The organism is Scytonema hofmannii PCC 7110 (assembly GCF_000346485.2).
GTDB lineage: Bacteria > Cyanobacteriota > Cyanobacteriia > Cyanobacteriales > Nostocaceae > Scytonema > Scytonema hofmannii.
Map to the genome: position 1 here is coordinate 627,046 of NZ_KQ976354.1, position 24,740 is coordinate 651,785.

Annotated in this window: 20 protein-coding genes; 6 read left to right on the forward strand and 14 right to left on the reverse strand. The window is 41.5% G+C overall.

Annotation, left to right across the window (positions count from 1 at the left end; translation table 11 throughout):
- Positions 1-27 precede the first annotated feature (27 nt).
- A complete protein-coding gene (locus WA1_RS02685) occupies positions 28-663 on the forward strand; it encodes a hypothetical protein (protein WP_017741367.1) in 636 nt (211 codons plus the stop codon).
- Positions 664-671: 8 nt separating this feature from the next.
- On the opposite strand, the gene WA1_RS02690 is transcribed toward WA1_RS02685, so the two are convergent.
- The 3 genes from WA1_RS02690 to WA1_RS02700 form a co-directional block, all read right to left on the reverse strand.
- On the reverse strand, positions 672-1,253 hold the full coding sequence (locus WA1_RS02690) for a Uma2 family endonuclease (protein WP_017741368.1): 582 nt from the start codon (positions 1,251-1,253) through the stop codon (positions 672-674).
- 88 nt (positions 1,254-1,341) lie between these two features.
- On the reverse strand, positions 1,342-1,662 hold the full coding sequence (locus WA1_RS02695; protein WP_081402819.1) for a LysR substrate-binding domain-containing protein: 321 nt from the start codon (positions 1,660-1,662) through the stop codon (positions 1,342-1,344).
- Between the two features lie 92 nt (positions 1,663-1,754).
- Positions 1,755-2,141 carry a YybH family protein gene (locus WA1_RS02700; RefSeq protein WP_017741370.1) on the reverse strand — a complete coding sequence of 129 codons (387 nt, stop codon included), beginning with the start codon at positions 2,139-2,141 and terminating at the stop codon, positions 1,755-1,757.
- A 399-nt stretch (positions 2,142-2,540) separates the two neighbouring features.
- On the opposite strand from WA1_RS02700, the gene WA1_RS02705 reads away from it, so the two are divergent.
- Positions 2,541-2,720, forward strand: a complete 180-nt coding sequence (locus tag WA1_RS02705) for a hypothetical protein (RefSeq protein ID WP_017741371.1) — start codon at positions 2,541-2,543, stop codon at positions 2,718-2,720.
- A gap of 372 nt (positions 2,721-3,092) precedes the next feature.
- Here WA1_RS02705 and WA1_RS02710 read toward each other — a convergent pair whose 3' ends face one another.
- The 5 genes from WA1_RS02710 to WA1_RS02730 all read right to left on the reverse strand — a co-directional run bounded on the left by WA1_RS02710 (position 3,093) and on the right by WA1_RS02730 (position 9,363).
- Positions 3,093-3,614: a hypothetical protein gene (locus WA1_RS02710; RefSeq protein ID WP_017741372.1), complete on the reverse strand. Its 522-nt coding sequence runs from the start codon at positions 3,612-3,614 to the stop codon at positions 3,093-3,095.
- Between the two features lie 215 nt (positions 3,615-3,829).
- Positions 3,830-4,624 (reverse strand): ABC transporter ATP-binding protein, encoded by a 795-nt coding sequence (locus WA1_RS02715; RefSeq protein WP_017741373.1) that lies wholly within the window; start codon positions 4,622-4,624, stop codon positions 3,830-3,832.
- Between the two features lie 34 nt (positions 4,625-4,658).
- Complete coding sequence (locus WA1_RS02720) at positions 4,659-5,750, reverse strand: ABC transporter substrate-binding protein (RefSeq protein ID WP_017741374.1); 1,092 nt, start codon at positions 5,748-5,750, stop codon at positions 4,659-4,661.
- Positions 5,751-5,823: 73 nt separating this feature from the next.
- Entirely contained in the window at positions 5,824-8,049 is a 2,226-nt protein-coding gene (locus WA1_RS54565; protein WP_017741375.1) for a caspase, EACC1-associated type, read from the reverse strand.
- A gap of 192 nt (positions 8,050-8,241) precedes the next feature.
- Positions 8,242-9,363 carry an ABC transporter substrate-binding protein gene (locus WA1_RS02730; protein WP_017741376.1) on the reverse strand — a complete coding sequence of 374 codons (1,122 nt, stop codon included), beginning with the start codon at positions 9,361-9,363 and terminating at the stop codon, positions 8,242-8,244.
- Positions 9,364-9,485: 122 nt separating this feature from the next.
- On the opposite strand from WA1_RS02730, the gene WA1_RS02735 reads away from it, so the two are divergent.
- The gene (locus WA1_RS02735) at positions 9,486-10,334 is read left to right on the forward strand and encodes an ABC transporter permease (RefSeq protein ID WP_017741377.1); all 849 of its coding nucleotides are present in this window, start codon (positions 9,486-9,488) and stop codon (positions 10,332-10,334) included.
- 17 nt (positions 10,335-10,351) lie between these two features.
- On the opposite strand, the gene WA1_RS02740 is transcribed toward WA1_RS02735, so the two are convergent.
- The gene (locus WA1_RS02740; RefSeq protein WP_026134446.1) at positions 10,352-11,440 is read right to left on the reverse strand and encodes a glycosyltransferase family 4 protein; all 1,089 of its coding nucleotides are present in this window, start codon (positions 11,438-11,440) and stop codon (positions 10,352-10,354) included.
- Positions 11,441-11,550: 110 nt separating this feature from the next.
- Positions 11,551-13,470 (reverse strand): FAD-dependent oxidoreductase, encoded by a 1,920-nt coding sequence (locus WA1_RS02745; RefSeq protein ID WP_017741379.1) that lies wholly within the window; start codon positions 13,468-13,470, stop codon positions 11,551-11,553.
- A 696-nt stretch (positions 13,471-14,166) separates the two neighbouring features.
- Between WA1_RS02745 and WA1_RS02750 the strand changes: the two genes are divergently transcribed.
- Complete coding sequence (locus WA1_RS02750) at positions 14,167-14,403, forward strand: peptidoglycan-binding domain-containing protein (RefSeq protein WP_017741380.1); 237 nt, start codon at positions 14,167-14,169, stop codon at positions 14,401-14,403.
- A gap of 147 nt (positions 14,404-14,550) precedes the next feature.
- Here WA1_RS02750 and WA1_RS02755 read toward each other — a convergent pair whose 3' ends face one another.
- The gene (locus tag WA1_RS02755; protein ID WP_017741381.1) at positions 14,551-14,919 is read right to left on the reverse strand and encodes a hypothetical protein; all 369 of its coding nucleotides are present in this window, start codon (positions 14,917-14,919) and stop codon (positions 14,551-14,553) included.
- Positions 14,920-15,017: 98 nt separating this feature from the next.
- On the reverse strand, positions 15,018-17,063 hold the full coding sequence (fusA, locus tag WA1_RS02760; protein WP_017741382.1) for an elongation factor G: 2,046 nt from the start codon (positions 17,061-17,063) through the stop codon (positions 15,018-15,020).
- Between the two features lie 59 nt (positions 17,064-17,122).
- On the opposite strand from fusA, the gene WA1_RS02765 reads away from it, so the two are divergent.
- A complete protein-coding gene (locus tag WA1_RS02765) occupies positions 17,123-17,863 on the forward strand; it encodes a retropepsin-like aspartic protease family protein (protein ID WP_017741383.1) in 741 nt (246 codons plus the stop codon).
- 178 nt (positions 17,864-18,041) lie between these two features.
- The gene (locus tag WA1_RS02770; protein WP_026134448.1) at positions 18,042-18,590 is read left to right on the forward strand and encodes a GAF domain-containing protein; all 549 of its coding nucleotides are present in this window, start codon (positions 18,042-18,044) and stop codon (positions 18,588-18,590) included.
- Between the two features lie 263 nt (positions 18,591-18,853).
- Here WA1_RS02770 and WA1_RS02775 read toward each other — a convergent pair whose 3' ends face one another.
- A complete protein-coding gene (locus WA1_RS02775) occupies positions 18,854-19,084 on the reverse strand; it encodes a hypothetical protein (RefSeq protein ID WP_017741385.1) in 231 nt (76 codons plus the stop codon).
- A gap of 102 nt (positions 19,085-19,186) precedes the next feature.
- Positions 19,187-24,715: a DEAD/DEAH box helicase gene (locus tag WA1_RS02780; protein ID WP_017741386.1), complete on the reverse strand. Its 5,529-nt coding sequence runs from the start codon at positions 24,713-24,715 to the stop codon at positions 19,187-19,189.
- Positions 24,716-24,740 lie beyond the last annotated feature (25 nt).

A 24,740-nucleotide genomic window follows, 5' to 3' on the forward strand; every position in this document is an offset into this window, starting at 1 on the left:
CATATCTAAATAAATACTCTTTTGATTATGACCCAAACAAAACAAGCTAAAGAAATTGATTTGCGTTACTTAATTAATAACTACGGTATCCAATTAGTATTAGATGACCAATTTTTCCGCGAATGGCAAGATGATTTACCAGAAATTACAGACTTAGATAAACAACTTTTAGATAAAGTAAAAGCAAGTTATTTTAATCTTTTAAATTATCCACCTTTACTAGAAAGTGTTGTCAGAATAGTTATTGTCGATCCAATACTTTTTATTGGGGATTTTTGTCTAACACCTTTTTATATCAAAGCTGAAGAACAAATAGACATTACGGATGAAGACGAAGGAGTCATCATCAAGGGTAAACTAGACACTTTGGTACTAAGAGACCAACTATGGGCTATGATTATTGAGTCTAAACAAGCAGAGTATTCTATTGAAAAAGGACTCGCACAAATTTTAGCTTATATGTTAGGTAATCCTTACCCAGATAGACCTAGCTTCGGTATGATAACGACAGGTGGAAGTTTCATTTTTATCAAATTAGTGAAGGGTGAAGTTATTCAATATGGAACTTCTAAAATGTTTGAAGTGCGTAATCCTGGAAATGAGTTATATGATGTACTTCGTATCTTGAAGCATCTAACCCAAATCGCAACTGCTGAAAACTGATGATATCTTTAATCTTCGGTTGCTTCAGTTTCAAACTGCACTTGTCGGTACAAATCAGCGATCGCTATTTCCACATTTACTGATTCGAGTGGCAATATCTCGTCCAAATTATACTCAGACAGTACCCATTTCCCTTGTTCGTTACGCCGAAACACTTCCACACCCGGTTGAGCTACTTGTACTAAGACATATTCTTGTAGGGTAGAAGATTGACGGTACTTGGCAAATTTCTTCCCCCTATCGGCTGCTTCCGTTGAAGGTGATAGCACTTCGATAATTAAGCAGGGAAATTGCACGAGTTGCGGATTGAGATCGCGCTCATCGCAAGTTACCACCACATCTGGATAAAAATACTTTTGTTCCGATTCTATCTGCACTTTGACATCTACAATATATACTTCACAGACGCGATCGACTAGAGCATCATCTAACAGCCTGAAGAAATTTCCACAAACGCGATTGTGGTTGCGCGTACCACCGCTCATCGCTAGAAGTTCGCCATCCCAATACTCGTAGCGTTCCTCTTGGGTTGGTTCCCAAATCAAATATTCCTCTGCACTCATCAAAATGCGATCGGGTAAAGCAACCATCTTTTGTTCGGGATCGGGGAATAATTCACTTTTCTAGAATAGCGAAAAAAAGGACGTTGCCATCCCTCGAAAATGAGTGAACGTACACTTACCACTGTGGTATTTGTTTGTATCTTGCAAGCGGATGGGATGAGGAAAGTGCAGCGATGTAGAACTGTTCGTGTAACGGATACACCCACAGAGTTGGTTCGCGAATAGGAAGATAGACAAACGCAACATCAATTTGGTGAGTGCGTAAAGCTTCAACATGAGCTTCCGTTTCACCGCCTTTCAAGATTAACTTGACTTGTGGATAACGCTCTCGGTAAATTCTTAAAATACTTGGCGCATAGCAGAACAGTGTTGCTTCAGTCAAACCAAGTCTTACCTTCCCAATTTGTCCATCAGCTACACGTCTGGTAACTTGTATGACAAGGGTTTTAACCTTTTCTTAGTTCATTTCTTAGTACACCTTAACAGGGGTAGTCCTAGATACCTGTGCAAGTCCTTCCTCACTACTCATTACTTGAGATTCCAAATCTGCCTCTCAATCAACCATTCTCCTGAGTTCTCTCTGTGGAGAAGCCAAGTCTTCGTGACTTTGAATGAATTCGTCATCCCATCAGCGTAGGCGACAGTGTTCACATTAGCCTGTGCAATTCCATAGACCCATTGATCGTCGATCCGTAGAGCATCAAGAGGTGTCGATTGAATAGTCCATTTTGCGACATCATAGTCTTTCTGCTCGCTCTTTGAAATCTCATCCCGACCTTGCTCAGGCTCTGACCCTGGTGGAATCCGAATCGCGTCTGCGGCAAATAGCTTCCCATAAGCTACCGAATCGTTGGCGCTCACAGCTGCCTGATATTTCTCACACATTGCCTTGAGAATCTCGTTCGCATCGATCATAGTTTCCGCCTCCTTGGCTAACTTGCTCTTTCCTGATAGATAGCAGATGAGCAAAATTGGTATAACAGCCGACGACTGCTTGTATCGTCCATCAAAGAAGGACTTTCGCACTGTCTAACGTCATTAAGCTCATCAAGACAAAACTGATTTTGAGTCAAAACCGGATCGGACCCGCTATTCACCCTTATGTGGTGGATTGTGAGGAAAAACTTTACTAAAATTACTTAGCCTGAATATATTTAGCTACCATTAAAATATCTTAAAATACCTGAATGGCAGCAGTTTTCGCAACAGAAAATTGCAAATCTTTGAAATTTGTAAAAGACTTCGTACAGCCGTATCGCTTGTGCAAAACGACAAACATTTGGTAAGGTCACCAGTGGCAATTATGAAAACGTTATGCCAAATTACTCCAACCAAACACCGAACTGGCAACCTCTTAGTAGACTGCCTTTGATTGCACAAATGATTGATGAGGGACTAGCACAAGCTTTAGCACAGTATCAAAACTTACAACAGGCTCAAAACCCGTCCTCAGATATCAGATATTGGATAACCAAACCGTTGAACGAGTCCTGAAGGTATTTGGCTCCCAACAAGAATTTTTAGGGATTTATTTTTTTGTTTAAGTCCCAATTTTAATAACTTTAGGACTTACGCACTGTACAAATTGACAATTATAGCAATCGCCAAAGCTGTTAGGACAAGTCGGGGGTATACGCCTTCAAAGCGCGTACATTGTAAGTTGATTGTTGTCCTAAGCTTCCTGTCCGTTGCTATATATGCATCAACGAATAATGGTCGTTTCAGGCTTGTAGGGGCGCAATGCCTTGCGCCCCTACGGTAGGTGATGATAGTTCTCATGTGTTAAAAAATCAAACGTTGAGGCGCTAAAAATACCCAATTTATATCTAATGCTTTCTGTCAATGCGTAAGTCATAAGAACTTTTTTTAGTAAGAAATCCCTCGGTATTTTCTAGTTAATTTTTTAGTAGATGGTTTGTGTTCATTAGGTAGCTGGGATAAAGGAAGATTGTCAAACTCACTCGGCTCTTTTACTAGGCTTGAACTGCCAGATTTTTCTTCATCCTTTGGAAATAAGTTTTGGATTAAGTTGTGAGGATAAATAGAGACTGTCAGTTTCTTCTGTGTTTGAATTACAGCCTCAGTTTCATCTGTAGCTTGAGATGAAAAACCAATAGACTCATGCGGCTCATAATTTATTATTTTAGTGTCGCCTGCTAACCGCTCTTCTTTCTCTTCGACCCAAACCGTCAGATATGACTGATTTTCTACTATTAAACAGAAGAGATTATCATCAAGAAATTCTTGACAAAATTTGAGAGCTTTTTGACGATATTGTGTAGAAAAATCTACACATCTAGTTAAAATTTTATTCTTAAAAATAATTTTTGATGCTCCCTTGTAGGAAACACCTTGAACTTCTAAATCATCGAGGGTAATAAAAAGCATAGTAACAATCCTGCTTTATGGTCGCTACTCTCAAGAAACCAAGCTTAAAAATGCTCCCTGCACAAGCTGTGTTTTCGCTTGCAAGTCATACAGTGATATTAGTGAGTATAACAGTTCCCTAGTTATTTCTACTCTCTTCATACAAGGTTTACATTTAATAGTCACCGATCGCTGGCAAGGTAATAGTAAAGAGAACCATGACATCTTTAGTTTTTCTAAGTACCTCTACTGAGATAGTTAGTAATCTCTCTACAGTACTTGTTATGTAATGATGATATGCGAAATTCTTCAGTCCTGGGGAAAGGAACATCAATTGTCACGTCTGCAATGACTCGTCCTGGTCGAGCTGTCATAACCACGACCCGCTCGGACAAGTAAACAGCTTCATAAATATTATGCGTGACAAATACAACTGTCCAGTGCTTGTGACTCCATAAATTCAATAAGTCGCTGTTTAACTTACTGCGAGTCATTTCGTCTAAAGCACCAAAGGGTTCATCCATTAGTAAAATGTCTGGTTTAGTTACCAGAGATCTTGCTATCGACACTCGCATTTTCATACCACCTGATAGCTCGCGGGGATATGAGCGTTCAAAGCCTTCTAGCCCAACCAAGGCAATTGCTTCTTCAATTGTCGCATCAGCAACCTTCTTGGGTATACCAGCCAATTTCAGGGGTAAGCGCACATTCTCCACCACGTTGGCCCAAGGCATTAATGCGGCTTCTTGAAAGACAAATGCTAATCTGTATAAAGATTCCTGATTTTGGCGCTTCGCTACAGTTGACATTTTTTTTGGAAACAAGTCGCCTCCCCACTGAATACTGCCAGAACTTTTACGACTTAGTCCAGCAATCAGGTGAAGTACAGTACTCTTACCACATCCAGACGGTCCAACTATGCTAACAAATTGAGACTCACCAATAGTCAAGCTCATATCCTGTAAGGCAACAACGCCATTGGAATAAACTTTGCTAACATTACTAAGCATGATGGCTGGATAATTTATCATCAAGAATAACCTTAATTACTGAGAACGACTTTGCCTAAGATTTGTAAGCTTGTACTCCTTTATTGACGAATTGGAGCGTAAATGCATCTTCATATTTAGTGGTTGATTTGAAAACTCCAGCCTCCACCATTCCGTCAAAAAAACTTTTCCAACGTTCCTTAGTCATGGCTCCAATACCTAAATTCGCTGCATCTCCACCAGTAATTAAGTTGTATTCCTTAATTTTTTTGACACTATATGCTATCTGTTCATCTGTCATTTCTGGATTGTACTTTTTGATTAACTCGTTGCCGGGAGTAGGCTGCTCTAAGTAGTTATACCAACCTTTTATTGATGCATCAACAAAACGCTGCACAAGTTCGGAATTGTTTTCTACCAATTCTACGGTTGTATCAATTGTAAAATTGTATGAATTGTAGCCTCGATCGGCTAACAGTATAACCACAGGTTTAAAGCCACCCTTCTTTTCTATTTCAAATGGTTCAGCAGTCACAATACCTTGCTGAATCATATTTTTATCTGCTAAGAAAGGTTCAATTTTGAAGTTGTAAGGTCGCTGTTGGCTATCTGTAAAACCGTACTTGAGTTTTAGGAAAGGCCAATAGGTTGCGCTGGCTGCGGAAGCAGTCAAAATTGGTTTACCTTTCATTTGTTCAAGTAAATCGTTACCTACGCCAGGGTGGGCAATGAGGACTTGTGGGTCTTTTTGAAAAATAGCAGCTACTGTAACCTTAGGCACTCCTGTTTCCACAGCTACAATTGCTTCACCGCCAGACCCCATGATTAAGTTTGCTGCTCCTCTCATTAGTAACAAACCAGCACTCATTCGAGGACCACCTTGTGTGATAGAGACATCTAGTCCGTAGTCCTTGTAAATGCCAGTGGCAAGAGCTTGATAGAAACCGCCGTATTCTGCTTCAGCAACCCAAGAAAGAATAAAATTGACTTTATCTAATCTGCTCTTTGCTTCTGGATCGACAGTAGAAACTAACCCACCTGATAGTGATTGGTTTCCACTGGAACAAGCTGTAAAAATGCTAGATCCAAGTGCCATTGATCCATATTTGATGAACTGGCGACGATTGACCGTTTGGATTGTACTTAGAGAGTTTTGCAGTCTAATCATTCGAGTCTCCATAAATCTTTAACTTAAAAGTGCATAGCGATCGCTCGAATTCATACTTCAATATATGCAACTGCTAAAATTTTATATGCCAAGTTTTAATTGTACTATCTGCGCTGCCACTGACCAGAATCTTTTCATCTTTACTGATTGCAAGGGAGACAACTTGAGCCGAATGAGCTTTAAAGGCGCGAATTAAAGATCCTTTTTGTAAATTCCATGTCCTAATCTCTCCATCGAAGCCTCCACTAATCAGGATTTGTCCATCTGGGCTGATAGCAATTGAGGAAACAGAGTATTTGTGACCTTCGAGAGTGCGAAGCAATCTTCCAGTACCTAGCTCCCATAATTTAATCGTCTTGTCTAAACTTCCACTAGCAAGGATCTGTCCATTAGGACTGATGGCGATCGCATCAACCCAACTTGCATGACCTTCGAGAGCGCGAAGCAATTTTCCAGTACTTAAATCCCACAGCTTGACTGTTTTATCTGTACTAGAGCTAGCAAGGATTTGATTATCAGGACTGATGGTAACGGCTAGAATCGGAGCTTGATTGAAAAGCGTATGTATTGGAGTGCCTGTTGCAATTTCCCATAGTTTAATAGTGTTGTCTGAACTACCACTGGCAAGTATTTTACCGTCAGAACTAATGGCGACAGCAGTGACCCACCCTACGTGTCCTTCAAGAGTGCGGTTATTTTCTTTAGTACTCAAATCCCATAGCTTGATTGAGTTATCAAGACCGCCACTAGCAAGGAGATGTCCATTGGGACTGATGGCAATGGACAAAACTGGATCTTTGTGACCGTAAAGAGGAGAACGGGCTGTTTTACCGCTACTCAAGTTCCATAGCCTAATCGCCTTGTCATGACTACCACTGGCTAAAGTTTGTCCGTTAGGGGTGATAGCGACAGATGAAACTGGACTAGAGTGTTCGCTCAGCGTATAGAGCAAAGAGACATCTTTCGTGGCTACTTTATTTGAAGCAGGTAATCGAGAGTAGTTGGTTACAACCAATACAACTAGAACACCAATAACGACTGAGCCAGCTAACAAAAGATAATTAATTCGCGAGCGCAATAAGTTCACTATTGAGTCTACGGAAGGAATTATTGGTAAAGTTATAGACCTCAATGCGCTATGATTGTCCTCTCCTGAGGTCAGTTTTACAGACCGAGAGTCACCCGTTAATTGAATTGCCTGTTGCTGTTGAGCAATTCGTTCCTTAATTGGTGCTACATCTTCATTTCTCAGTCTCAAGATTTTTTGATAACGACTTAGTTCATTCAGAGTATATTCACTGAAAGGATACTCTTGCTGAACTGCCTCTACTAATGCCTGCTCATACTGTTGTAAATTTTGATTGTACTCTCGGTATGGCTTCAAAACTTCATCTTCAATGACAGAGGTTTCTGTTGTCTCCAAACCTAGAGTTTCTCGTACATAGTCCAGCATCCTACGCCCAGTGGGGGAAATTTCACCGCGAATAGCGCAGTTTTCAACTTCTTTACGATATCTTAGCCTTGGATCGCCAATCGGTGCTTTAGCGAGAAAAATTCTATACCCCTGCTTAACTGCATATATTTCTGGCTTCATTGCTGGAGCAGCTTCCTGCACTTTCCGCCTAGCATACTCATGCAGTTCATCAATGGAAATGACGCTATCACCATCGAGATCTGCTGCTCCCGTGCTTATCCCCTCAACTATATACTCAGTATATATTGATAAATTACTCTTGTTTTCAAAAGAATATTGAGTGGAGGTTGAAGATGTGAGCACAGCTCTACCTTCTCGACCTAAATCTTCGCCACCTAACTGGCTTCTAATATCTATTGAGCCATCATCTTTTGCTAATAACCCTTCAGCAAAAGCTCCACTAAAACAACAATCCAAAACAATTACTTGTCGTTTTGAGCGGCTTTTACTCATATTTTCTTGCACAAAGCTAGCAGTAACAGCAGTAGACCTAATGAGCTCTCCCTGAGAATTTTTTCGAGTTCTGCGAGTTGCTAAGTAAAGTCTTCCACTTTCATCTTTAATCCCATGACCAGAGAAATATAGGAGGATAAGGTCATCTCTAGTACTATTTGAGAATACAGTCTCAATAGCTACCTGCATTTCTTGAGTGTCAGGATTAATTAAGCACCTAACCTCACTAAACTCTCCCATGTCTGGGTGTTCTAAAACTTGCTTTACCGCTTCCACGTCTTTTCTAGCCGCAGGTAATGAGGTCAAATCAGGTTCATACTCACTAACTCCGATTAGCAGTGCTAGCTTTCTCATAGCTTCCCAATCTATCACTACTATACTCTTGAGGATGTTGGCTATGGTACGAGCACCTGTAACTAATATAATTGGACAAAAAGTTTCCAGATTCTGTAGAAATCCTTATAAATAATTTATCCCTACCTACCAACCATAGCTACACAATTATAATTATATTTAAAATAATAATGTTGACACTAAGCGGAATGTGCCTTACAATTCTTAATCTTAGGATTTGTAAGCTTGTACTCCTTTGCCAACAAACTTGAGCGTGAACGCTTCTTTGTATTTGGTATCCGGCATGGAAGATTTAGGATCTGCTATAGTGTCAAAAATAATTTTCCATCGTACATCCGTCATGACGCCGATTCCCTTTGTCTCAGCATCGCCTGAATTGATAATGCCATATTCCTTAAGTGTTTGAAGACCGTAAGCAATTTGGTCATCGGCCATCTGCGGGTTATCTTTCTTAATGAGTTCATTGCCTGGAGCAGGATTGTCAAGATAGCTGTACCAACCCTTAATTGAGGCATCAACAAACCGTTGCACTAAATCAGGGTTAGTCTCTACAAGCTTTTTCGTAGTCTCAATAGTGGTGTCATAGGGAGTATAACCAAAATCAGCTAGCAGAAATATAACTGGCTTGAATCCGCCTTCCTTTTCAACAGCAAACGGCTCAGATGTTAAATAACCCTGCTGAGCAGAATTCTTGTCTGCTAAGAATGGTCCTATGTTAAAGTTATAAGGGCGTTTTTGCTCATCAGTGAAACCATACTTTGTTTTCAGAAAAGGCCAGTAAGTTGTATTAGCTAAGGCAGATACAAAAATGGGCTTACCTTTGAGTTGATCTAAGGAGCTATTCCCAACACCAGGGTGTGCCATCAGAATTTCAGGAGATTTTTGGAAAATAGCAGCTACTGAGATTTTGGGAATTCCTTGCTCAATTGCTTTGATAGCATCAGCAGAATTGCCCATAAAGAAGTCAATTGCACCTCCCATCAATAACTGGGTACCGTTCACTTGAGGTCCACCCATTTTGATAGTAACATCTAAACCATAGTCTTTGTAGATACCAGTAGCAACGGCTTGGTAGAAGCCTCCATGCTCGGCTTGGGCAAACCAGTTTGTGCCAAAAGTGACTTTATCGAGTTCACTCTTTGCTGTCGGACTGATTGATGGGTTGGAGTTGGCACTCAGAGAAGTGGAAACACTAGAAGGTGTCTCACTATTATGAGAACAGGCAGCAAAGACGCTGGTACCAAGCATCAGTACCCCATATTGAATAAACTGGCGACGATTAAGACGATTAATGTGATAAAGTTTATTCCGAAGGTCTTGTATTTGGCTCATACAAGGGAAAAATATCAAAGACTCTGCTGGCAAATATACCACAAATCCATAATCGTATTGTCTCTACTAATTGATAGTTACAATTAATCAGGACGGGGAACTTTTAGCGCAAATTTACAAAGATGACGGATATTGAGAGTTTTTCTACCAAGTATACTAGCCATCTTTCATCTGACCGACTTAAGCATTTCGCTGCTGTCGATATCGTAGCTCCAATAATTGTAGGAATGTTGGCATTATTTGCATGGGAAATTTTTGTTCGAGTAGCGGGTTTGCCACCTTATTTGTTACCTGGACCAATACTTGTGTTTAAGACGCTGATTAGTGACTGGAACGAGTTGTTTCCATCACTAATAATCACACTGCAAATCACTCTTGTTGCTTTTTTTGCCGCAGTGATTTCAGGACTACTCATTTCTATTTTGTTTACTCAAAATAAGTGGATTGAAAGAAGTTTTTTCCCATATGCGGTCATTTTACAGACAACTCCCATCGTCGCGATCGCACCTCTAATTATTATATGGCTGCGAAATAATACCTTTGCTGCCTTGGTTGTCTGCGCTTGGATAGTAGCATTTTTTCCCATTCTCTCCAGTACGACTTTGGGACTGAATAGCACCGAGCGCAATCTGACAAACGTATTTCGATTGTACAAAGCTTCACGTTGGCAGACTTTACTCTACTTGCGCTTGCCCAGTGCTATGCCCTATTTTTTAGAAGGTTTACGAATCAGTGGGGGTTTATCCCTGATTGGTGCTGTAGTGGCAGAATTTGTAGCAGGAACAGGCGGAGCCAAATCGGGGATAGCTTATCAGATTTTAATCTCAAGCTACAATCTACAAGTTCCTCGAATGTTTGCGGCATTATTTATGACAACTTGTACGGGAATTTTTATCTTTGTGGCTTTAACCTCGATCTCTGATTTTATACTGCGTAACTGGCATGAAAGCGCTATCAGAAACAAAGATTAATGAGAATAGAAAATTTCCTATTCTTGTGAGAAGATAATCTCCTTAAACCATTTTTCAAAGCGATCGCCTAACGCTTCCAAAGAAAATTCCGTTTCGGCTTGTTGACGACAAGAGTGACGATTGATTTCATTGATACGTTGTGTTGCATCTACCAACCCAGCAACACTATCAGGTTCTACCAAAAATCCTGTTTTGCCATGTTGAATAATTTCTGTGGGTCCGCCGCGACGATAAGAAATCACTGGGACTCCACAAGCAAGTGCTTCTATTGCTACATTTCCAAATGCTTCCACCCAATGCGGTGTCATTAATAACGCTTGGCACTCACGGACGACTTGCTGCAATTCTGTAGTTGATAAAAATCCCAGATATTCAAAAGGTGTATTGGGAAAATCTTGACAAATCTGCTGCCAATATGATTCATCTTGGATTTTACCCATAATCTTTAAGGGAATATTAGTAATTTTCGCTACAGCCACTGCATCTTCCAATCCTTTTTCTGAGGAAATGCGACCTATCCAGGCTAATTGTTGCTTTGGTTGACTGCAAAACTGATAGAGCGATAAATCAACGCCGTTACTCAAACAAATGATTGGTGGGGTTAGTTCAGTAAAAGTAGTTGCTTGTGCAAGGCTATGAAAGCCAAGTGTACCGGGAAACTGCTTTGCCACTTGAGCAATAATTTGGTCTTGAGCATTATTCAGGGAACCCATGCTCACCAAATGAGCGATAGGACGTTTAAAAAAAGGCGTCAGGTAGAAAGGTAACCAATCGTAAGCAAAATTCACAATTAAATCGTAATCGTCCTGAACCTGACGAGCATAGTCCCACATATTCGCCAATACAGAATTCTCCGGCATGGTAATCGGGGCTGTGCGTTCTTGGCTTTGAGCTATGATTTGTAAATTGCCTGGAATTTGTACTAGAGGAAAAGAAGTTCTTGTGGAACCTTCAGGGGCAACTATTTGCAGTTGATGACCTCGTTGTATCATTTGTTGGGCGACATTGTACAAGGTTAACTCCACACCGCCACCCAGTCCAGTACCGAGAGGCCCCACAGAAGTAGAAACAAAAAGCAATTTTAATGATTTGGCAGAAGCAGTCATCAAATGGAAGAGAACAAAACCAAAAACACACTCAAATACAAAGATATCACAAAGCGCTTCTTCACTGGTCATTGGTCACTGGTCATTGGTCACTGGTCACTGCTCACTGCTTACCAATAAAGACGCAAACCTTGTTTTTTCATCGCTTGTTGCAATTGAGGCATTCGTTGTTGTGGAACAATCTGAGCGGGAGTTAAATCTGGTTGAGTCAATAGCCAAGCGGCTGTCACTCCAGAAGCAGCACCAATACCCCACTCGCTATGATGAACGCGAGTGACAGCATTAACTATGTGAGTCACGGCTATACTCTTCCCACCAATCAGAAGATTATCTATTCGCTGAGGAATCATGCTTTCCAAAGGAATCATAACGGGACGAACCACAAATTCTCTAGCCGGGGCTTTGGCTGCTTCGTTAGATGGTTCCCAATTACGATAGCGACACCCATGGATATCAATATCATAATGAGTGACAGCAACTACCGTTTTGGAAACATCTCGACCACCCGAAACATCTGTTCTAATATCTGCCTCGCGCATCATGAACTCATTCTGTCCGTGGGCTTGGCGTCCTAAAATTCTGCGTCCCTCCCGAATATAAGGCATCATACTCAATCCTGAAACTGTACCCATGGGAGATTCACCTCCAAAAAGGTAGGTAAGGGGAAAATTAGGTTGAGCTTGAGTTTCTAAAAGCCATTCTGCAAAAAAAAGTGCATGATTTTCACCTTCCTTAAGTGCTTCTAAAGCCAGCCCTCCCACCCAGTTTTGACGCTGTCCTGAAGCACTAATTTCTTCTTGTGTCAGAATCAAATGGGGATTCATTAAGTTCCAGTCGTTACCTCGATTCCAGTTCACCATAGTTATGTCCCCACGGACAGGAGTATCAACAAAGGGGTCACTGCGGCGCATACTCACAATGCGTCTGTAATTAAAAAAGCTTCGACCTGCAAATATGGGAGTTCCTTTAATGGAGTAATCTTTTCGATGTTCCTCTTTCGATATTCCTGACTCAATACGAGATAAGCGATCGCGACTTAAACCGCCATCGTCATGAATAGCAACTGCAAATGTATTGGTAAATGCTTGGGTGCATTGGGGGTTATCTTTAGGGGCTGCATGAATTTCACCTGTTGTAGCACGAGATTCCGACCCCTGTCGGTGGGGAATATTTGCCCATCCTATGAATTCTCCCGTATCCGTGGCGTCAATAACTATCATGCGATCGCCTTTCGGGGCTTGCAATTGTATTGGGACTTTTTCAAATTCTTCATTCTCAAACCAGGAATACCAAGAGGTTAATTCTTGAGAAAGGCGACCTTTAGGAACATAGTTAGAATTCCGTGGTATCCTTTTAACTGCATAAATTGAGACAATTTGCCGCCCCGTACTGTCAAATTCAGCCCCTTTGAATGCAATAGAAGTTCCCCAACGACTCCCTGGTGCAAGACTAGACGAAGACTTGAGCAATTGTTCTGCTGCTAATGCGCCTGCTTTGGGAGGAAAACACAACTTACCCACCCAACAGCTATTAATATCTTTTACTTTTAGAGGAGAAGATATTTTTGACCATGCAGGTAGTTCTACAGGTTGTTGTGCGATCGACTGCTTGAATTCAATCCAACTTTTTGAATGATTCTCCTTAGCCCGCATTGCCAATGATTCATCAACCGCCGAGACCCCTTGAGAGCTAATTTGTCCTCCAAGCCAAGGAGTGAGTTCAATTAAGCAAGTCTTTGCTCCCGACTGCATTGCTTCGGATGCTGCTGCTACTCCTCCTAAAGAACCGCCAATCACAACAACAGAGCATTCCCAGACCTCTTTTGCTGTAGGTAGAGGGTTGAGTTGGGGTAAACCATTCGTTCCGACAAGCGGTTTAACTTTTGTCTTTGAGCTAGGCGTCGGATCTAATTTCGAGTTTGGCAAGAGTAGTGCAAAACGGGTATGCAAATAACCCAAACTGACAACAGCAAGGAAACCCAAAGCTGATATTAGCAGAATGAATGGACTGAGACGGCGAGGTTGCTTCACTGAGAATAGGGGAACGGATTTTTATCTTTACAATATACTGCAAGAGAAAAGATCCGTTTCACAAATAATACATAGCAAGCATATGTAGGTAGGGCTAAAGCCCACCATATTCTGTCAAGGTAGTAAATTGCCCTCACTCTGGAAGAGTGGAGCTACACAAACAACGCCTGACGACCCAGACTGTAATTAGTCCGCGTAGGCGGACTTCGTTTGTATAGCCGCGAATTCTATTCGCCAGGTATTTTGACAAAATTGGGATACTCCCTCTCTCTATGCCTAGTAAGGTTTAAAAGTAATTTATTTAACCGCCGAGACGCAGAGTACGCAGAGGTGAGAGAGCTATTGCTTTTCTGAAGTTTTTACCCACCTTGAAAGGGCTAGCAATGCCCACCCTACATTATTATAATATCAAAACAATTGAATCAGTCAGAAAAGGTCAGAAAAAGTCAGAAAAAGTCTTACCTTCATCAATAGTCCCTGTTTGTTTGCGAAAAGTTCCCCAACCCCAGTGAATCAATATGTGAAAGTAAATTCGCTGACAGGTTCAATCCCCTAGAAGCAAATCATGGCATCTACTAAAAAAATATTTCTTTTTTAAGAAAGTGCCATTTAATGGAAGCCAACTTAATAACAAAATTACGGCTTCAACATCATTGTTTATTCAATAATTATCTGTAATCAAAGGAGAAAATCATCATGAGTCAACAACATCCTTCAATCTTAAGTCGCGGTGCTCAAGGTCCAGAAGTTGAACGCTTACAGGGTGAGCTAACTCACCTGGGATACGATTTAGGTTCTGCTGGTGTTGATGGTATTTTTGGTGAATACACTGAAAAGGCTGTTATTGCATTTCAAAAAGATAACAACATAACTGTGGATGGCATTGTTGGACCTGAAACAGGAAAAACTTTGGGTGCTCGTTTAGCAGCATAATTCAAAAGTTGTTTAGTAACTGCTAACTAAAATGTAGAGAAGTTTTATACAAACTCTCTACATTTTTTTATCTTGGAAATTTTCGCTTACGCGCCAATTTCCCGAAACAACGTAACCCTAAAGGTTACACAGATCAACTGTAAGCAATCAGTTATGAAAGCGATAATCAATAGTTAATTCACCAGATTTGACATCAATTGGGCTGTACCGAATAACTGCTGTATTAGAATACCAGTCATTATCCCATTTGAAATTTATACTGTTGTGTGCTTTCTCGGATTTATAGAGTTTGCCATCAACTATTAAACCAATATTTGCCGTACCATCAAGCTTGCCAGTTCCTCGAATACTGATGGAATGAATATTACCTTGAGAGGACGCTTTGCTAATATTTATATTCTCTAGTTTCCGAACATCTTTAATCCGAACTGTTTGGTAAGGTACAGAACATGAAGTTAGCAAATAGAGTAAAGCGATCGCATAATTTAGGCAAAGACTTTTTTTCACACTTACCACTACAAATCTCCTATAGCAGTTCTAAATAATTTGTGAGAAACTAGATCCCCGACTTCTCAAAGAAGTCGGGGATCTGATGGCGCGTCTCTACATTAAATTTACATTTGACGACGATAGCAGGCAAACTCCATTGAAAAAGTTGCCATACCAGAAGTTAGCGATCGCAAGGCTGTAGAATAGCCAAACATTTTCTCCAAGGGAACTTCAGCCCGAATCACCGAGTCGCCTTGCATGGTTTCAGAACCCAACAGCAAACCACGCCGGGATGAAAGATCGCCCTGGACTCTTCCCACAAATTCGTTGGGTGTTTCCACCTCTACAAGCATAATGGGTTCGAGCATAGCAGGCTTTGCTCGGGCGAATGCTTGCTCAAACGCTTTATACGCCGCCGAACGGAACGCCAATTCCGAAGAATCAACAGAGTGATAGGAACCTCCTTCCAAAACCACTTTTACCCCAGTTACGGGATAACCTTCCAACAATCCCGATAGCATCGCTTCTTTGAAACCTTTTTCACAAGCAGTAATGTATTCTTTGGGAATTGCACCACCCACAACCCTGTTTTCAAACACAAACGGTTCGTCTGAAGGTTCAATTCTCCCAGTGACATGAGCAAATTGACCCGAACCGCCTGATTGTTTTTTGAGTCGGTAGTCGAAACTCGCTCGTTGCAAGATGGTTTCGCGGTAAGCTACCGCAGGTTGTCCCACGTAGACTTCAGCATTGTATTCCCGCTTGATGCGCTCAACATAGATTTCTAAGTGCAGTTCTCCCATCCCAGAAATGAGAGTGTTATTTGATTCTGGATCTACGCTGACCCGAAATGTGGGGTCTTCCCGTTGGAAACGGTGCAGTGCTTTTGCAAGACGATCTGTATCTTCTTGTTTCTTAGGACTAATCGCCAGAGTAATAACTGCTTCTGGAACAAACATCCCTTCCAAAGAAATTGGCATTTCTTCAGAACACAAAGTATCTCCAGAAGCACAATCAACACCTAAGAGGGCAACAATATCGCCAGCGACAGCAACTTTAACGTCTTCTCGTTTGTTAGCGTGCATCCTAACCATTCGACCAATTTGCACTCGCTTGTCTGTTCGCGGATTGTAAACAATATCACCAGGTTTTAAAGTTCCTGAGTAAATGCGAGTGTAGGTTAATTGTCCGAAAGACTCTACTGTTAGCTTGAATGCTAGGGCGACTAAGGGGGAATAGGGAGTGGGGAGTAGTGAGTAGGGAGTATGAGACGACGCTAACGCCTTCACGCCCCTATCTACAGGAGAAGGAAGGTAAAGGGCGATCGCATCCAGCAAGTTTTGCACTCCTTTGTTTTTGAAGGCAGAACCTAGTAGCACTGGGACTAGTTCCAGTCTCAGGGTTGCTTGTCGAATCGTTTCCCAAATCAGTTCTTTAGGAACTTCTTCACCTTCTAGTAGCATCGTTGTCATTGGTTCTGAGAACAATGACAAAGCATCTAGCATTTTTTCCCTTGCCTGTTGTGCTTTATCTTTAAGAGTGGCAGGAATGGGATTTTTTACCCAATTCTCCCCATTTTCGCCCTCATAGTAATTTGCCGTCATTTCCACTAAATCAATGACTCCCTGAAATTGGTCTTCGCTACCAATTGGGTACTGAAGTAACACCGCATTCAGCGCAAGTCGATCGCTCTTAGCGCAAGCTGTACCCAGCTTATCGCACATTGCTTGCACGACACGGAAAGGATTTGCACCCGCCCTATCCATTTTGTTAATGAATGCCAAACGCGGAACCCGATATCGCTTAATTTGACGGTCTACTGTAATCGACTGTGACTGCACGCCTGCTACAGCACAAAGCACCATCACAGCCCCATCCAACACCCGCAAAGCACGCTCGACTTCTATCGTAAAATCCACGTGTCCCGGCGTATCAATAAGATTTATTTGAGTTTCTTGCCACTGACAAGTGGTAGCAGCTGAGGCGATCGTAATTCCATGTTCTTTTTCTAACTCCATGAAATCCATAGTGGCACCCTTGCCACCTCCACGCACTTCCTCAATATTATGGATTCTGCCCGTGTAAAATAGAATTCGCTCCGACAATGTGGTTTTACCAGAATCTATGTGGGCAGATATACCAATATTGCGGATGCGTTCTCGAGGTTTCATCGACTTCCTTTTTGATAAATGGACAAATAGCTACTGTCTCAACAGCAACTATAATTTTTATGTTACATAAATACTACAAAAATGTAAAGAGTCACTGGTCACTGGTCACTGGTCACTGGTCACTGGTCACTGGTCACTGGTCACTGGTCACTGGTCACTGGCTACTGGTCACTGGTCACTGGTCACTGGTCACTGTTTATTTCTCTGCTCGTCTGGGTAAATTAGTTATAGGCAGGTTTTTTGAGGATTGGGAGAATTGGATGAAAAGGGTTTCATGTCGGTGGATAAGAACTATTGCATTAGTCTCCACGTTGGTGTTGTTGGCATCCTCAGAAAGAATAACTGCTCAAGACATGGGAGCCTGTTACATGGTAACGACTTCTGGTAGAGCTATAAGTTTGGGAAAATTATGTGGTGTTACACCATCAGATAAGGGAGTTTTTCGGATTCCTATCAAACGCCGTATGGGAAAAACGCCAATTGTGGACGTTACATTCAATGGGAATAAAACTTTTGAAATGATTGTGGATACAGGTGCTAGCATAACTCTGATCACCTCAAGCATGGCAAATACTCTAAAACTTAAGCCTACGGGTAGTATGCAAGCAGAAATTGCTGATGGTAGCCATGTCAAATTTTCTGTGAGTCAAGTGAACTCCATTGCTGTTGGTGGAGCTGTGGTGAATAATGTTGAAGTTGCGATCGCGCCAAAAGCAGGTATTGGACTTTTAGGTCATAATTTCTTCGATAACTACGATGTCAAAATTTTAGGAAACGTTATCGAATTTTCTCGGCGTTAACAGTGCTGGGTAATATTTAACTGCTGGAGGAAAATCTGACTGTCAAATTCTTAGAATTGAGACATTAAGAATTTAAGTAATCTCCTTAGACTGTCAATTTATAACGTTATGTTAAGAGACAGACCTTCTATGTTGTGTATGGAAGGCTGCTGTGTCTATTAGTCATAATTGCAGACTCGTGCAAAGTCATTCCAACCCAAAACCTAACCCTAACACCAAAGTGCATCGCGATCGCGGGTTGCAAAGGGTGCTTCAGCGCCTAATAAGAACAATGGAGCGAGACACGTTAGTGATACAAACCACAAACCGTCTTCGAGAATCGCTTCAAGTCGATCGCGTGGCTTTATATTACTTTTACCATCAGTGGCATGGACAAGTGACTTTTGAAGCTATAAGTTCTGAAGAATTTTCTATTCTTGGTTCCACAGGACCTGATGAGTGTTTTAATAGTGAGTATGCTGCTTTGTATTTGGCGGGACGGATCAGAGCCATCCCTGATATTGAATCAGAATCAATTGCCACTTGTCACCGAGATTTTCTTCGTAGTTTGCGGGTTCGTGCCAACCTGGTTGCACCAGTGTTAACCTCAAAAGGATTGTGGGGACTGTTAGTAGCGCATCACTGTCAAGCGCCGCGTCAATGGTCACCATCAGATATTGTTTTGATACAAGCACAGGCAAAAGTTTTAGCAACAGCGCCTTGTATTTGTAACGAACTGCAAACATAAATCCGCAAATAGATCCCCGACTTCTCAAAGAAGTCGGGGATCTTGCAGCCCTAACACTAGTTACTCACCCGTTGCAATCTGCCAGACTCTTCTCTCTCTTACTCTGCGCTCTGGTGCGCCCTCTGCGGTTTAATATGCAAATTAGATATGGAACAGCTTATCAAGCTTTGCAATAGGAAGAAACCTGGTTTTTATGATTTCTGCACCAATCCGCTAGCTCATACGTATGCACGATCCAGAAAACGGCGGTTCCGTACTAAAAGTTAACTTTCAAGTTTGTCTCTCAGTGACGGCGTTAAAATCATTAATCCTCTGACTACTTCTTCAGGGGTTGCTGTACCATCAGTAACACGCTTGACAATTTCCATCACCTCTAACGCTAAATTCTCCGGAATTCCCCGCAGGACAAGCCGCTTCAATTCTAAAACGTCGATGCCTGTTTCTAATCCTGCGAGATACTCTTCTACACTTACTCCTAAGTCTTCAATCTCCATTTTCCTAGAATCTTATTTAATGAAAATACTTGGTGATAATTATATCTTGATGTTGCTACGATTTTTATTTGACTTCAAACTCTAACTTGGAAGTGTAGAAAGTTAATGACCTGCATCGGATCGCTTGAGTGTTTTTGCCAAATCTTCTAACAAAGCTAGCCAATCCTCATCATACCGTAGAGTTAAGACACGGTATTGAGTGTTGTACTTGAGATTATTTCGCTCGATTCTATCTTTCTTTTTCTGGTCGGGATGGTCGTGGGCTGAACCATCACAGAAAATAGCGATAGCATCCAGTTTATACAAAAAATCTGGTTTACAGTTGGCTTCTGAAATCAATTCCTGGGCTGCATCTGGAAGTTTATATCCTCTTTGATAAATCTCTTGTAACACCACTCGCTCAAAATCAGAATTTGGATCTGTTTGTTGTAGCAATTGTTGATACTGATTGTCACGGGATGTTCCTTTTTCGCAAACAACAGTACTATGAAGCAGTTGTTCGAGCAATGGTTGAATCGAGTGTCGATTTATCAATGCATGGTCGAACTGATTGCGGTAAGAAAGCAAACATTCATAGCAAGCTTGGATGCAACTGTCTTTTGCTGCTTTAAAATGACAGATATCTAAAGCCGCTTCAGCAATTTTCTCAAAAGCGTTGGGTTGTTCTAGCAGTTGTGAAAGAACTCCTGCACCTCCTTCAGCTGCTTCCCAAAAAAGTAAGTACTTGCCATCTCCTAGCCTTTCAGAATCGAGTTCATCTGATTCTAATTTGTAGACGGCTTGGATTGCTGTTTCTAAAGCATATTGTAAAGTGGTAATAAAGGCTTCTTTATTCTCAGTGGTAATACTTAATGGTTCGATAACCAGAATATTGCAAGTATTGCTGACCATTAAGTTGACATCAGTATGTAAGGTGTTGGTAGATTGGTCATTTTTCGGATCTCCCCAAATCCCCGTAGCAATATCGAGTTTAAATCCTCTTTCTTCACTTTTTTTCTTATTTAATCCGCGATTGATGTGCCATACATTTGCTGTCGCACCATAGGTAATACGTAATAATACTGTACCATCTGGTGTTTGTACGGTTGCCGATCGCCGTTTTTGGCGGTCGTAACGGAAGTGTGTTGTGATATTGTAACCGTATTTCAGGCGTTCTTCTTCATCACAGGTGATGCGATCGCGACGACGAGTGAAGGCTGTTTCCATTTCTAGTAACCGGGTCAGTAAAGCTTTATTATTGTGACTGTCTGTCAGACGAGTATTGCAGTTAGAACAGGTATCGCGATCGCTTTCTTCCCCGGCGTGAAAATAACCGCATTTAAAGCAGATATGAACCCGTTGGTAATTAATTCCACTGACAGAAATTTTGGTTTTATTCACCATAAATTTACTGCCTTCATAGTAAACAATATTACTAGGAGCAAATTCTCGGAGAGCCACAGTACGGAGGCGGGATATAAATTCACCACCTTCTTCTGTGGGAATAAATGCTCGAACTGGTAAACGAGGAAAGTTAAATCCGGGCAAAAAACCCTCAGCAGCAAAGTAACGGTATGGATAGAACTCAAACTCACTATTGCTTTTCCCCTTCACTTGTCCCACAAGTAAATTTCTTTGCCTCAGTGCTTCCTTTTCTTGAGCCTGAGCAATATCTCGTTCTTCATGAGTGGCGTATCCTCTGGCACAACGGTCAATAATGTTACGGGCATCTTGTAACTGTTCGACTGCATCTTTGTATAGCCGACGCCAGCGATGGCATGCTCGGTCAAAAGCATGAATCGCATTTTCCAGAGTACAATGTAACCAATTATCGGAATACCAAGAAGCTTTTTTCAAGTCATCTTGACAGAAGACATCAGATAGAATTGATTTTGTAGCGTCCAAACACTTTGCCAATTTCTCCGAACCCATACTCAGTTTCTGAGAGACATCATCCTTCAAGGGATAGCCAGGAGAATCAAGTTCTAGAATTTGATTCATCGACTCGCCCAAGTATAAACCCGTACGCGCTAGCCATATCGAATACACATGAGACTCAATCAAATCCTGGTTAGCCAATTCGAGTTTAGGTGGAGCAACAACTCCAGCCACCATTTGATTCTGACGTTTAAAAAAGTACTGGTCGTGACCGCTACCAATAGAAGCATAAGTAATAACTAAAGCTTCCTGTCCGCTTCTTCCCGCACGACCGCTTCTTTGAGCGTAATTTGCAGGGCTTGGGGGAACGTTCCGCAAGTGAACCACACTCAAGTCAGAAATATCGATTCCCAATTCCATTGTAGGCGAACAAAATAAAGCGGCTAATTCTCCCTTCCGAAATTTGTCTTCCCGTTCCTGACGGTTTTCGTTTTTTACCTGTCCGGTATGTTCTCGCCCTTCCATGGCTTTGATTTGATGGGCGTTGGTTTGATAAAAGTCTTGAAAAAATTGGTTAACAGAAATATTTCTTTCATCGCCGTGCAAACGACGTGAAGTTAAAGGATCGGGAGGAATTTCACTGTATTGAGTCGCTTTCCAAACCATTGAGTTAATTTTGAGTTGAACTTCTTCCCCTTTTTTGTATAAGTAACCTGCATCTACCAAAGCATTCACTAAAGCGTTAATCAGTTCGTTATATTCCAATTCCGATAAAGGTTTTTGCAACCAATCCCACGCCCGATTGAAACGCAGAAAGCGCCCAATTTCACTCCGAAATGTGAGTTTAACCACACTTCTGAATGGACTTCTCTTATCGGTACTCCCTAGAATTGCCCAAGTTGCTTGATGCAAATACTCAAAATTATCTATTTTCCAAGGCTCTTTCAAGGCTTGAGCCACTTCTTTTTTGAGGTGTTCAATACCATCTGGTTGTAGAATAGCAGCATCGATCGCTAATTGTTTCCGCAAGTGGTCGAGAAAAGTTTTGGCAACAAAATATCTTTGTTGGGAAGAGGCTTGGAGTAAAATAGGATGGCGATATTTTTGCCAAAGCTTAGTATCGGCAGAACTTTCCCTCAAGGTACTGTATTCTATAGTTAACAAACCGCATTGTTCTAAATTGGGTTGGACAATTCGCCATCCACGACGGAGATCTTCGTACAGTCGATATTCAATTAAATTGCTAAAAGCTTCCTCGTTTCTCCGTTTACCAATACCAAATTCAGCGCTTTGAGTTGCATAATCTATTTGAGATAAACCCATTTGTTTCACAACTTCCGATGCAAGCCCTTTATGAGTCAATTCTTGATTTTCTTGAATAGCACTATTTAACGCCGCCCTTAAGAAACTGGTTTGCACAAAATCATTGAAATGTCCTGCTTGTAATGAAGCATCCTGACGGTTATCAGTAAAACTAAGAATTTTGGCAGCTTTGGCGTTATTGTCTGTAAAAACTTGCTTGAGGCGACTAACGGTGGAAAGACAAAGCAAAGTGGTGGCGGTACTGCGTCCTTCACTACTGAGGCGGGAGAGTTTGGTAAATTCTTTGCGTTTCTTATCATACACGACACCGCAATGCAAACAAAACAGAAAAGGTTTGGGGATAAACCAGCAAGTCGTACCTTGTAAAACAGAAGAAGTCACTTTACCATCCGGTAAAACTTGCAGTTTGAGAGGAAGGTGCTTTGCGTATTCTGGTTTGACAACACGCCCCAGCTTTTTGGTTTCCTTAAACCAAGAATCGGGGAGTCTATCCTCATCGTTTTTATCCCAAAGTTCTGGTTCGTCTAGAGTGAGATAACCTTCGGTAATATCAGCATCGTCGGGATTGATATCTAAGGCGGTGGGTAATTGTGGCAAAATCATCTCTTTGTCTGCATCGTAGCGCACGACGTAGTAGTCCTGTCCGCATTCCCGACAAAAGACGAGAGGATAAAGCAGGCGGTTTTCTGTGGTTGTATACTGTCCTTCTAGAGTGAGAAAGCGATCGCACCGACTTTCAATAGTGGCATAAACGCTACCACCTTGGGAAATAAATTGGTGTAGGCGAAAGGCTAACCCTTTTGTTTTGCTTCCCCAAAGAAACATTTGTTGGAGGACTGTTAAACACTGTTGGGAGTCCCGTTTGAGTGCATCTTCATCTAGCGAACCTGAAAGGCTACAAACTTGTGCTAGTCTTTCTGCACCTTCCTGAAGAGTGATGGGTTGACGACGGATATAATTAACGGATTGTTTAGAGGATGTTTTGTATGTCCCTGTACTTGCTGCAACTTTGGCATCTTTATAAGCAGATTTTGTAGGAAAAGGAATAATTTTGTCAGTGGATGTAGCAGAGGGTTTATCTTTGACATCTGGTAATCCATCTATGACTTCTTCCTTTAACCCAAAATTCATTTCTATCCAGTGGCTGAGGGGATGCTGTTTAAAGTTTTCCAAAGTTTGTGCAGATGGAGGTAAACCAGCTTGGATGCTTTGACGGAGTTCTTCTACGGAAGGCTCAACACGTTGGATAGAACGTTGTAAAGTTTCGTCAATGACATGACTAGCTTTGATTTCCACGCCGAATAATTTGCTAGCAACATTTGCCACAACCTGACGGCGTTGTTCGCGAGAACCTTCACTAGACATCGTTGCACTCGTTCCGATGCATAGAAGATTTTTCCCACAGCGTTGACGGAGTTTGCGAATCAGAATAGCAACATCTGCACCCTGGCGTCCGCGATAAGTATGTAGTTCATCCAGGACTAAGAATTTTAAGTGAGGAGATTCTACCAATTCGTTTTCGTGAGTGCGGGAAAGCATTAACTCCAACATCACATAATTGCTTAGCAAGATGTGAGGCGGGTTGTTTTGAATTTCGGTTTTCTTTTCTAAACCTTCTTGTCCGGTGTACTTAGCAATACGAATGTGAGTGTTCTTAACATTATCAAGAAACTTCTTCAGTTCTTCTTCTTGGGAGTTGATTAAAGCATTCATGGGATAAACTAGAATTGCCCTAACTCCTTGAATATCTGGATGGCGGAGTAAATTGTCAACGATAGGGACAACGTAGGTAAGGCTTTTTCCCGAACCCGTACCAGTTGTGACAATATAAGGTTCCTGGCGTTGTGCGGTTTCAAAGGCTTGTTTTTGGTGATAGTGGAAAGTAAAGGGTTTACCGTCTTTTGCAAAGTAGTGGTTACAGTCTGGATGGAGAAGCCCTTGTTGTACTAATTCGGTAACTGTTGCACCTGGACGGTATTTTGGATTTAATTGAACTAAGGAGTCCGTCCAAAGTTGTCCTTTTTCTAATTCTTTGTCTACAAATTCTTTGACTTGAGAGTCGCGGATTTTGAGGAAGCTTTCAATATAGCGGCGGTAGTCGCCTATAACTTTGTTGCGGAAGTTGAAGATATCAAGGGATTGGGTACTGGGGGTGTAAGGTGTGGGAGATGAGGATTGTAAAGTGGTTTGTCCTAGACGTTGGTTGATGTATTGGGTTAGTTGTTGATTTAATGTGTCTGTGAGGGTGGAAAGAGTGATGATTTCTGCAAGTTCTCGAACATCCCAATTTTGAGGAATTGCACTGAAAATGAGGGTTAATTGTTCGGGCGTGACAGAAATAACGTCTGTACAGTCTAGAACTGCTAGTTTTTGGCTCAGAAATGTACTTGTTGCGGTAATTGCGCTTTCACTCTGCTGTAACAAGTCTTGAAGTTTTATAGTAATTTTCATATATTTTTACGGAATATATAATGTT

Coding starts and splice junctions, on each gene's coding strand:
- WA1_RS02690 (WP_017741368.1), bottom strand. CDS start 1,253: ATGGTTGCTTTACCCGATCGCATTTTGATGAGTGCAGAGGAATATTTG.
- WA1_RS02705 (WP_017741371.1), top strand. CDS start 2,541: ATGCCAAATTACTCCAACCAAACACCGAACTGGCAACCTCTTAGTAGA.
- WA1_RS02730 (WP_017741376.1), bottom strand. CDS start 9,363: ATGAGCCAAATACAAGACCTTCGGAATAAACTTTATCACATTAATCGT.
- WA1_RS02710 (WP_017741372.1), bottom strand. CDS start 3,614: ATGCTTTTTATTACCCTCGATGATTTAGAAGTTCAAGGTGTTTCCTAC.
- WA1_RS02735 (WP_017741377.1), top strand. CDS start 9,486: ATGACGGATATTGAGAGTTTTTCTACCAAGTATACTAGCCATCTTTCA.
- WA1_RS02685 (WP_017741367.1), top strand. CDS start 28: ATGACCCAAACAAAACAAGCTAAAGAAATTGATTTGCGTTACTTAATT.
- WA1_RS02775 (WP_017741385.1), bottom strand. CDS start 19,084: ATGGAGATTGAAGACTTAGGAGTAAGTGTAGAAGAGTATCTCGCAGGA.
- WA1_RS02765 (WP_017741383.1), top strand. CDS start 17,123: ATGTTACATAAATACTACAAAAATGTAAAGAGTCACTGGTCACTGGTC.
- WA1_RS02700 (WP_017741370.1), bottom strand. CDS start 2,141: ATGATCGATGCGAACGAGATTCTCAAGGCAATGTGTGAGAAATATCAG.
- WA1_RS02740 (WP_026134446.1), bottom strand. CDS start 11,440: ATGACTGCTTCTGCCAAATCATTAAAATTGCTTTTTGTTTCTACTTCT.
- WA1_RS02780 (WP_017741386.1), bottom strand. CDS start 24,715: ATGAAAATTACTATAAAACTTCAAGACTTGTTACAGCAGAGTGAAAGC.
- WA1_RS02715 (WP_017741373.1), bottom strand. CDS start 4,624: ATGATAAATTATCCAGCCATCATGCTTAGTAATGTTAGCAAAGTTTAT.
- WA1_RS02750 (WP_017741380.1), top strand. CDS start 14,167: ATGAGTCAACAACATCCTTCAATCTTAAGTCGCGGTGCTCAAGGTCCA.
- WA1_RS02720 (WP_017741374.1), bottom strand. CDS start 5,750: ATGATTAGACTGCAAAACTCTCTAAGTACAATCCAAACGGTCAATCGT.
- fusA (WP_017741382.1), bottom strand. CDS start 17,063: ATGAAACCTCGAGAACGCATCCGCAATATTGGTATATCTGCCCACATA.